This is a genomic window from Mycobacterium sp. pW045 (genome assembly GCF_041287085.1).
GTDB lineage: Bacteria > Actinomycetota > Actinomycetes > Mycobacteriales > Mycobacteriaceae > Mycobacterium > Mycobacterium algericum_A.
In genome coordinates this window covers 147,535-157,016 of the sequence record NZ_JBGGKU010000002.1, presented here as the reverse complement: position 1 = coordinate 157,016, position 9,482 = coordinate 147,535, and the positions used below count along the sequence as shown (strand labels likewise).

Below are 9,482 nucleotides of genomic sequence, written 5' to 3'. Positions count from 1 at the left end.
AAGCCGGGGCTGCCAAGGTCTTCGCAAGCGTGTTGCCAACTCGTTTCGGATCTACAGAAGAGATCGGCGACACCGACTCGATCGGAAACCACATCCAGCGGATATGCCTAACGCCGATAACGTACATTATGTCAACTGAAGTACGCCGTATTGCACTGTCGGGCAATGGCTATCGCCTACCGCGCAAGGCCGAGGAATGCCATCATCGCTCGCTCGACCTCGACGAGTTGTTCAGCGGTCAACCGACCGACTCGGGCGTGGACACTCGATCTTTTGACGGTTGTGAGCTTGTCGATCATGACGTCACTGTCGTGCTCAAGTCCGGACAACAGTCCGTCTCCGCCGGCTATCCGGATGCGCATCAACGGCGCATCCAACAGCGTGCTGGACATCGGAGCAACGGTCACTGAACTCGTGGCATCAAAGAGATCGTCCTGAACAATCACTGCTGGACGCGGTTTGGTCGCGTACACACCCCCCGCTACGGTCCAGACCTCCCCCCTGTTCACTCCTCGTCCCATGGCGTCGAGATGGCCTCAATGAAGTCCTGGTCATCGGCGTTTTCGTCCGCTCGTGCGACCAACGAAGCCTGACGATGCGCCTCGGCGGCAAAACTCTCAGTGCGCACATCAGGCACCCAGACCTGCAGCGGTCGCAGGCCCCGCTCGCGCATCCGCCGCCGGTACTCACTGACCCTTTCCCGCACTGCCATGCCAGTATGTTACATGTAACGCTGAGTCTGCGCAGCCGGCGGTCGGACCGACCCTGACTCCATCTTGCGCCCCGGCAAGAATACGGCGGCATCGAATATGGCGGGTTACCAGTAAAGCTCGTCGTATTACACCTCGCCTTACACCTCGCCCCAACGGTTTCCATCCCCGTCGGTGAAGGGATTCACCACTTCATCACCGGTGCTCGTCCTCGGCGTCAGCGCGACGCGCGGCCTCGATCACCTCAGGCGGTACTGGCCTACGCAACCACGCCCGCAGTCGCATCAGCCCGCCGGCGACTGTCCCGATAGCGAGCATGGCAATGATGATCCAGAGCGCGGTCGACATGTGGCAATTCTCCCCGTGCCCAGGCGGCATGAGGCCATATTCCCAGCTCTAATGTTGTGCGGCCCGGGCGGTGATCCCTTCGACCTGACCGGTGGCGAGAACCCCGTAAGCTCACCGCATGCCCAAAGCGACACTGGCCGGCACCGGGGAAGCGGTGATGCTGACAGTGGGACTGTCGGCCTATGCGGCGTTGACCCTCGCCAGCATCGCAGTGGCGATCGGCAGCGCCCACCGACGCCGGCGACGCTGGGCGATCTGTGCCTCGGTGATGGTCGGGGTGCTGATCCTGGGCGGGCTCGTTGCGGCGATTTACAGCAGCGTCGCGTGAACCCTCACAAAGCGGGAGGGGCAACACAGGATGATTGGCCACGTCGGCTCAGCGCCTCTCGCCTGGCGGATCGAATACGGCGAGTTACCAGTAAAGGTTTGAGGCGGTCCACCCACAGCAAGAGTCAGCAACACCGGTCAGAAGCGGGCGCTTGCTAGCCTCGGCTTATGACCGACAGTGACACTCAGCAGCAGCGGATCATCGAAGATCTGGAGATCGTCTCCGACTTCGACGCCGCCCGCGAGACCGAGCGTCGCATCCGGTTCCTCGCGGAGTACGTCCTCCACACCGGTACCCAGGGCTTGGTGCTCGGCGTCTCCGGTGGCGTCGACTCCACGGTGGCTGGGCGCCTGTGCCAGCTGGCGTGCGAGCGGGTGCGGGCCGAGGGCGGCGATGCCGTGTTCGTGGCGATCCGACTGCCGTACGGCGTCCAGAAGGACGAGGCGGACGCCAACCTAGCCGTGGCGGCGACCGGGGCGGACGAGGTGTACACGGTCAACATCAAAGACGCGGTCGACGGCATGTGGGACGCCTGCCTCGCGGCCGGCATCTCGATCGCCGACGCGCGGGCCGACTTCGTCAAGGGCAACGTCAAGGCGCGCGAGCGGATGATCGCGCAGTACACCGTCGCCGGGGCCCGCAACATGCTCGTCGTCGGCACGGACCAGGCGGCAGAGGCGGTTGTCGGCTTCTTCACCAAGCACGGCGACGGCGCCGCCGACCTCACGCCGCTGTACGGCCTCCCGAAGCGCCGCGTCCGCGAGATCGGCCGACATCTTGGCATGCCGGAGAACCTCATCGAGAAGGTGCCCACCGCCGATCTGGAAGAGGACAAGCCGCTCATCTCCGACGAGGTGGCCCTCGGCGTTCGCTACGCCGTCATCGACGACTACCTCGAGGGCGGCGACGTCTCCCCTGCCGACGAGGCGACGATCCTTGGCTGGTACCGGCGCACCGGCCACAAGCGCGCGCTGCCCGTCACCCCGGCGGGCTGGGATGCCTCACGCGGCGCCTGATGCGAGGTCGCTGAAGAAAAACAGCTCCCGACGCACTCGATATTCGTCTCGCTGTCTCCCAACTGAACGGCTGAACACCGGACCTCAAAGCGACACCCCTGACCCAGCGTTACAGTCCGGCGGGTACGCCCTTCCCGTTGACCGTCACCTCGACCTGGCCGGTCTTGGTGTCGTAGGCGATCTTTCCGTGCTCTAACGTCGACACCAGCTGATCGCCCACGGCGGTCTGGTCACTGGTTGGGATACCTAACGGAAGCCGCCTTCACTACGGGGGGGCGACTCTGCTTCTGCAGCCACAGCTTTGAGTACCCCAACGGTCGAGTCCAACCCACCCGGTCTGCCTGACCGGCGACGCTACCCCGCGGCCAGCGACACCGTATCGGCGTAGAACTGCAGGCGTTCGCGCAGCGCCTGCGGGTCGATCCCGAAGTCGGTGGCCACGTACCGGTGTTGACCCTTTCCGTGGCGGGGTTGGGCACTGTGGTGCTCAGCGATCATCGCCGTGGTGTCCGGGGCGTCCAGGTCGGCGGCGGCGTAGATCCGGCGCAGCGTCGCGTCCGGATCGGACACCAGATCCGGGTAGTGGATGTCCAGCCATTTAACATTCTGTGCCGCTGAGGATTTGCGAACTGTGACCGCGCGCCGCAGCCACAACTCGGTCTGCTCGGTCTGGAACCGCCCGACATCGTGACCGTCGACTTCATCGCTGTAGGTGGACCGGTAGGTGGCGAACAAACTCGCACCGGAGGCCACCGTCTCGACGATGTCACGGTGTAACCAGATCACGCAGGCACCGGGATAGGTGGCGATCAGATGTTCGAACTCGGCGGTGTGTGCCGGTGCCTTGAGGACCCATCGTCGTCCGTCGTCGGCATCGAGGATCTGCAAGATGCGCCGGTGCTGACGGTATTCCGCGGCAAACGACTCCCCGGCCAGCCAGCGGGCATACCCGTCCAGCCGGGTGGTGGCGGTGAAGCCCCAGTTACGCAGGGTGGTGCCCATCGCCAGGACGCATTCTTCGGCCAGGTCCGGACCCGAATCGTGGACGGCCGCCATGGTCGGGTTCAGGATGTGCAGTATCCGATGGCCGGACTCGGCGGCGGCCAACCGTTCTGTTCGCTGCTGCTGCTCCAGATCGCCGGCCAGCAGCCAGGGCGTGCCGAGTTCGGCGGGCAGCGGTGCCCGCAGTCGGGAGTCGCGACCCAGCAACCGGAACAAGAAGGTAGTCCCGGTGCGCCAGCCGCCGGTAATGATGATCGGTGCGGTCAGCGGCCGCTGCTCCAGGCCGGGATGCTCGCCCAGGTAGGTGTCGATCGCCGCTCGGGCACGTAGCCGTCCCACCGCTGTGCTCTGCGCGTTCTTGGCACCCAGGGCGTTGAGCCGACCGTCTTCGGCCGCCGACTCCAGATAGTGCTCCAGGCCGGGTTTCCAGTCCGCCACCTCGCCGAACATGGCATCGCCACGTCCCCGCGAGGCCCGGTCGATCACCAGGTCTACGGCGTCGACGCCGAGCCGATACCTCTCGGGCCGCACGGCCCGGTCCTCTTCGGCCGACCGGTAGATCTGCCGTGCCGCGGCGGTCCGCTCCGGCGCATGCCACCGGGTCATCGTCGCGCCCGGATGTCGCTGCGCCGCACACGCCTGACGGTGGGAAGCTGCGGCGTGCGGACAGGCTGCAAGAACCGGATCACCACGATGCCCTCCGGCCGGCCCTCGGTGTCGATCCAGTCGACGTCAGTTGATCCGGGATCCTCGGCAGCCAGCACGAACCGATACCGGTTGCCGACGACGGTGGCGGTGGCTCCGGTGTAGGAGACGCGGCGATGACGGTGGTCGAGGGAATTGAGAAATCGGCTGTAGGCCAGAATGTTCCAGTAGCGGCAGTCGACCGCCTCCCCCTCGATCAACAGTGCCTCCTCTGGTGCCAGTTGCCATCCCCCGCGCAGGTAATGGATATCGGGCTCGGTGTACACCGCCCCGCCGGTCATCTCCTCCCAGTGCCGCACCTGGTTGGGTTGGGCAAGGTCTGCCGCGGTGGCAGCGGCCCAGATTTGGGGCAGATACGTTGTCGCCGTTGCGAGCTTGGTCAGCTGGCGGGAGAACCTCTCCGGGTCGATCGGCGCCGGTACCGGAGGTTGGGCGGCCGGGTCGATGGCACACCATCCGATGGCGTCCTGATGGACGTCATTGTGAAAGTGCCGGACCCACACCACGGTGGCGCCCGCGGGTAGATCCAGCCAGTCCCCCGTCGTCGGCCGCTGACCGCCGAGACTGACCTGATAGCCGCCGGCTTCATCGAAAGTCAAGGCATCACTGTCTATCCGCGCGGCGGCCTGGGCATCGGTACCGCCGGCACCGGCATAGACCGTGATCGAGATATAGGCGGCGTCGCCACGGTTCCCGCGAATCCGGTACCGCCCGCCGGAGCGGATGTCGGCGACCCAGTAGCGAAAATCCGGGTTGTCCATCAGGAACTTCTGCCGCCACCCGTTGAACGCGACCAATTCGGGTTTGTCCCGGTCGACCTCGAAGCGGCCCAATTGATTCGCGAACGACCGCAACAGCGCCCGGAGTCCGTCGGCGCGCTCTACCCGAGACAGCCCCGCGGTATCGGCGACCACCTGCTCCCCCGCAGCACGCATGGCGTCGACCAGGCGGCGCCAGGCGACGGCCTCGGGGCTTGGCGGTTCGGTAAGTCCGTCGTGCGCTGACGCGCGGGCTTCATCGCCTGACACCGTGAAACACTATCGTGCTGGAGTGTCACCGGCGCCATGTTTCAGACCACAGCGCTATCGCGCCCCTCGGCACCGCCGGAGCCGGCTCACCGTGGCTGACACTTGGTCAGCACCAGTACGGCCTCGTTGTACGGGAACAGCAGGTATAGCGGCCGCGAAAGCGGTTTGACGGTGTGAGCGGCTTGGGCCTTGCTGAGTATGCGCGGCTTGGCGACCCGGTGGGTGCGGCCGTGCTTCCGGATGGCGGCCGAGCCATGGACCAGAACGTTGCGGACCCAGTGCGTCGTAGGTCCGTAGCCGATGAGCAGGGCGTACCCGTCGGCGGTATCGAAAACGAGCAGCGGTGTGCGGTAACGGTTTCCGGTTCGATGCCCGGTATGTTCCAGTATTCCCAGGGCGGGCATGCGACCTACGACACGCAGCGCCGCCCGGTTGGTGAAGCGGCGATTGAATCGAGCAACCGAGCGCCCAACGCGCATTGTCACCTCCTGTTCGGCCGGTCAGTGGCGCGGTGAGCGCACAACCCAGACCCCATCAGCGTGCCCGCAGGCCATCCAGCAGTGCGTTCAATGCCTTGGCGCCTTCGTCGCGTGCGCCGCGCTGATCGGTTGCGTTGGCGACGAACAGTGCCGTCTCGTTGGCGGCGACCAGCAGGATGTGAGCCAAAACCGCTACCGGTAGGCCCGCTGTCAGCTCACCCTCGTCGATCGCGCGTTCGAGCATCATGCGGAGCGCCCCGACACCGTAGCGATTTTCCAGCTCCCGCCACCTGGCCCAGCCCAGCACAGCCGGACCATCGATCAGCAGGATGCGTTGCACGTGCGGAGCCAAGGATGCGTCCAGGAACCCGGCCAGTCCCTGGCGCAGCTGGTTCAACACCCCGTCAGCAGGGTCGTTCAGGCTGGTGGCGCCCGCCAACACCAGCTCCTCCTCGACGGCGATGAACACCGCCTCGAACAGCGCCCGTTTGTCGGCGAAATGGTGGTACAGGGCACCCCGGGTACCCACACCGGCAGCGTGCGCGATCTCCTCGGTGCCGGTTCGGTGATAGCCCTTCTCGACGAACAACTGCCGAGCGGCATCCACGAGCGCCGCGCGGGTCGCCTCGGCTTGCGCCGCACGTCGTGCCTTGGAATCCAATGGTTCCCGCTCGTGCACGGCCCACATCCTATTGCACACCGCCAACCGGTGACCTACAGTCTGCATGTCACATACAGCTGTATGTGACGGTGCCGAGCGCTGCCGGTAGATCCCTTGGAGGTCCACGATGCCCCGGCCTTGCGATGTGGTCCGCGACATCAATTGCTTTCAACGCCACGGTATTTCCGCATTCATACCCGCTCCACCCGTCGCACAATGAGCTCACCGACCACGACACGCGGCGATCAGAAACCGCCGGTCTCCCCCGATCGCCCGGATCCGCCCCCGGCCATCTCGAGGCGGGCCCGGCTTTGGCTGCTGACCGTCTGCTGCCTGGGCGTGCTCATGGTCATGTCGTCGATGGTGGCCCTCAACGCCGCGCTCGGCGCCATCGCGACCGAGACCATGGCCACGCAACACCAACTCACCTGGATCGTCGACGCCTACACCCTGGTGATGGCATGCCTGCTGCTGCCGGCCGGCGCACTGGGCGACCGGTACGGGCGTCGTGGCGCACTGCTCATCGGCTTGGCGATCTTCGGCACAGCCTCGCTGGCACCGATCTTCATCGACACCCCCACCGCACTGATCGCCGCCCGGGCGGTCACCGGAGTCGGCGCCGCAGCCATCCTCCCCGCCACATTGTCACTACTGACCTCGGCGTACCCGGCCGACGAACGCAACAAGGCGATCGGTATCTGGGCCGGCGCATGCGCAGCCAGTGCGCTGGTCGGATTCACGGGCGCTGCGATCCTCACCCAGTTCGGGCCCTGGCAGCTCATCTTCTGGTCCTTCGTCGGAGCCTCGGCGCTGCTGTTCGTGCTTGGTTTCACGATCACATCCTCCAAGGACGCCGCGTCGACCCCGCTCGACTACCGGGGCGCGGTTCTCATCGCCACCGCGGTGGCGGCGTTTGTCTATGGCGTGATCGAGGCCCCACTTTTGGGCTGGGGCCACCCGCTGGTCTCCTGCTGCCTGGGCGGCGGCGTTGTGCTGGCACTACTCTTCGGCGTAGTCGAACTGCGCCGGCCGCACCCGCTGCTCGACATCCGAGTGTTCGTACGACCCGAAATGCTCACCGGCTCAATCACAATGACCACACTGTTCTTTGCGATCTTCGGCTTCTTCTTCCTGTCCATGCAACATCTACAACTCGTCATGGGCTACAGCCCGCTGCGCACCGCGATGGCGTTGACTCCCCTGGCCGTACCGCTGCTCACCCTTTCGGTGCTGACAAGCTGGTACCTGCCCCGGCTCGGGCTACGGGTGTCGCTCGCGGGCGGCCTGGCGATCCTGGGTTTCGGGCTGCTGTCCATGCGCAACCTCGAACTCGGATCACCCTACGTCGACCTGGCCTGGCCGATTTGCGTCATCGCCACCGGCCTGGGCCTGTGCAACGCCCCCGGGACTTCCGCGATCACCGGCTCCGTGCCGCTGAACAAGCAAGGCGTCGCCTCAGCTATCAACGACACCACCCGCGAGCTCGGCGGGGCGCTCGGCATCGCGCTGGCAGGCTCAGTGCTGGCAGCCGGATACAGCAGCGCACTGGCACCCAGCACCGTGGCGCTGCCACCGCGGATCAGCGAGTCCGCCTGCGGTTCGCTGGCCCAGGCCCTGGTCATCGCCGAACAGCTCGGGCCCGCCGGACGCGACCTGGCAACCCACGCCAAGATCGCCTTCCTGCACGCCATGGACGCCTCCCTACTCATGCTCGGCATCGTCGTGCTGATCGTCGCATCCTTCACCGCCATCTGGGCACCCGGTCGCGATGGACGGCAACTCGCCGCACTTCGCCCGACATCCGGTAGACACCGGCTCAAGTCGAACCGCCGGTGTAGGTGACGACGCCCAGCGGTTTCAGTGTGCGCCAAGCGGTTCTGCTGCCGCGGGGATGGCATTGTCGATGAGGACAGCGGCGATGGCGGCAGCAGTGGCGAAGCTCTCGGAGTTGAGGACGCGGTTGCGTGCTGAGGCGCCGTCCAGCAGCAGTGCCAGTTGCTCGCCGAGTTGGTCGGGGTCGGTGGCGCCGGCCTCGCGCGCGGTTTCGCTGAGCCGAGCGGCAAAAGCTTTCTTGTAGTCGCGGGCGTGCAGGCGGGCCGGGTGATCGGCCGGAACGTGACCGGCGGGTGTTTTTGTCGGCCCCGCCATGAATGCAGTCGACGAAGTACTCCAAGGTTTCGCGATGTGGGGCGAACGCGGTCATGAATCCTCCTGGGAATAGGTGTGATCGGCCGCGCGGCTATGCCGTCAGCCGGCCGGGGAAGTAGTTCCCGTTGTCCAGATCGGCGAGCAGCCTGCGTTGAGTGGGTTCCCAGCCGAGGGTTCGGCGCGTAATGAGGTTGGAGGCCGGAAGGTCCAGTGTGACCAGATTCGTGAACATGCCGAAGTATCCCGGCAGCATCAGTTCATCCACCGGAACGCTCACGACGGGCAGGCCCAGCCGGCCGCCAATGGCCTCGGCAATCTCCCGGAACGGGATACCCGCGTCTTCCACCGCGTGCCAGTAGCTGCCGGCCGGGCCCTTTTCCAGCGCCAAGCGGAACAGGCTGGCGACGTCGCAGATATGCACGGCCCCCCAGAGGTTCTCGCCGTCGCCGGGGTAGCCGACGATGCCCTTCTCTTTCGCGAGCGCGATCACCCCCGGCAGGAAGCCGGAGCGATCTGTCGTGCTGTGCGCGATGGTGGGCAATCGCACGATCGAAGACCTCACTCCCCGATCGGCGAGGCCGATTACGGCAAGTTCCACAGCGTTGCGGAAACGCAGGGTGCCGCGGTATTCGTCCCCACCGGATAAGGCCGGGTCCGCCTCGGTGGCCGGACGCCCCAGGTGCCCGGGCGAAGCCATGCTGCCCGCCGCGACCAGTGGCTTCCCGGTTCCCGCAAGTGCCTCGCCGTAGGCGAGGATGACCGGTACCTCCGCGGCGGTCACGACGTCGATCCCGCCGAACGGCAGCAGGTCTTGGCGGTGCGCGACGTGGATCACCCCGTCGGAGCTCGCGGCCGCCTCCTTGAGCCCGTCGAGATCTTCAAGGCTGCCGCGGCGGACCTTCGCGCCGAGCGCGGTCAGGGCCGCGGCTGCCGTGTCCGACCGGGCCAGGCCGGTGACCTCGTGCCCGGCGGCGACGAGTTCGGGGATGATGTACGAACCGGAGTGGCCGGTCCCGCCGGCGACGAAAATACGCATGTGACTGTCCTTTTCAATGGA

At 66.1% G+C, this 9,482-nt stretch carries 12 protein-coding genes; 3 read left to right on the top strand and 9 right to left on the bottom strand.

Features of this window, described 5'->3' with window-relative positions:
- Window positions 1-176 precede the first annotated feature (176 nt).
- From ACAG20_RS03245 to ACAG20_RS03235, 3 genes are all read right to left on the bottom strand, one after another.
- Window positions 177-509, bottom strand: coding sequence for a type II toxin-antitoxin system PemK/MazF family toxin (locus ACAG20_RS03245; protein WP_112683671.1), 333 nt, complete (start codon window positions 507-509; stop codon window positions 177-179).
- Window positions 506-712, bottom strand: coding sequence for an antitoxin MazE-like protein (locus ACAG20_RS03240; RefSeq protein ID WP_112683672.1), 207 nt, complete (start codon window positions 710-712; stop codon window positions 506-508). The genes ACAG20_RS03245 and ACAG20_RS03240 overlap by 4 nt, the downstream gene beginning before the upstream one ends.
- 193 nt (window positions 713-905) lie before the next feature.
- Window positions 906-1,058 carry a hypothetical protein gene (locus tag ACAG20_RS03235; RefSeq protein WP_370491509.1) on the bottom strand — a complete coding sequence of 51 codons (153 nt, stop codon included), beginning with the start codon at window positions 1,056-1,058 and terminating at the stop codon, window positions 906-908.
- A 118-nt stretch (window positions 1,059-1,176) separates the two neighbouring features.
- On the opposite strand from ACAG20_RS03235, the gene ACAG20_RS03230 reads away from it, so the two are divergent.
- Both ACAG20_RS03230 and nadE read left to right on the top strand, forming a co-directional pair.
- A complete protein-coding gene (locus ACAG20_RS03230; RefSeq protein WP_370491508.1) occupies window positions 1,177-1,386 on the top strand; it encodes a hypothetical protein in 210 nt (69 codons plus the stop codon).
- A gap of 167 nt (window positions 1,387-1,553) precedes the next feature.
- Entirely contained in the window at window positions 1,554-2,402 is an 849-nt protein-coding gene (nadE, locus tag ACAG20_RS03225; protein WP_370491507.1) for an ammonia-dependent NAD(+) synthetase, read from the top strand.
- Between the two features lie 354 nt (window positions 2,403-2,756).
- Here the strand turns inward: nadE and ACAG20_RS03220 are convergent, their stop codons facing one another.
- From ACAG20_RS03220 to ACAG20_RS03205, 4 genes are all read right to left on the bottom strand, one after another.
- Window positions 2,757-4,010, bottom strand: a complete 1,254-nt coding sequence (locus ACAG20_RS03220) for a sulfotransferase (protein WP_370491506.1) — start codon at window positions 4,008-4,010, stop codon at window positions 2,757-2,759.
- Entirely contained in the window at window positions 4,007-5,044 is a 1,038-nt protein-coding gene (locus ACAG20_RS03215) for a hypothetical protein (protein ID WP_370491730.1), read from the bottom strand. The genes ACAG20_RS03220 and ACAG20_RS03215 overlap by 4 nt, the downstream gene beginning before the upstream one ends.
- A 179-nt stretch (window positions 5,045-5,223) precedes the next feature.
- On the bottom strand, window positions 5,224-5,616 hold the full coding sequence (locus ACAG20_RS03210; RefSeq protein WP_370491505.1) for a nitroreductase family deazaflavin-dependent oxidoreductase: 393 nt from the start codon (window positions 5,614-5,616) through the stop codon (window positions 5,224-5,226).
- A gap of 55 nt (window positions 5,617-5,671) precedes the next feature.
- Entirely contained in the window at window positions 5,672-6,295 is a 624-nt protein-coding gene (locus ACAG20_RS03205; RefSeq protein ID WP_234825496.1) for a TetR/AcrR family transcriptional regulator, read from the bottom strand.
- A gap of 198 nt (window positions 6,296-6,493) precedes the next feature.
- On the opposite strand from ACAG20_RS03205, the gene ACAG20_RS03200 reads away from it, so the two are divergent.
- Window positions 6,494-8,119, top strand: a complete 1,626-nt coding sequence (locus ACAG20_RS03200) for an MFS transporter (protein ID WP_370491504.1) — start codon at window positions 6,494-6,496, stop codon at window positions 8,117-8,119.
- A gap of 15 nt (window positions 8,120-8,134) precedes the next feature.
- Here ACAG20_RS03200 and ACAG20_RS03195 read toward each other — a convergent pair whose 3' ends face one another.
- Together ACAG20_RS03195 and ACAG20_RS03190 are read right to left on the bottom strand one after the other, a co-directional pair.
- A complete protein-coding gene (locus ACAG20_RS03195; RefSeq protein ID WP_370491503.1) occupies window positions 8,135-8,425 on the bottom strand; it encodes a hypothetical protein in 291 nt (96 codons plus the stop codon).
- Window positions 8,426-8,516: 91 nt separating this feature from the next.
- The gene (locus ACAG20_RS03190; protein ID WP_370491502.1) at window positions 8,517-9,461 is read right to left on the bottom strand and encodes an SDR family oxidoreductase; all 945 of its coding nucleotides are present in this window, start codon (window positions 9,459-9,461) and stop codon (window positions 8,517-8,519) included.
- Window positions 9,462-9,482 lie beyond the last annotated feature (21 nt).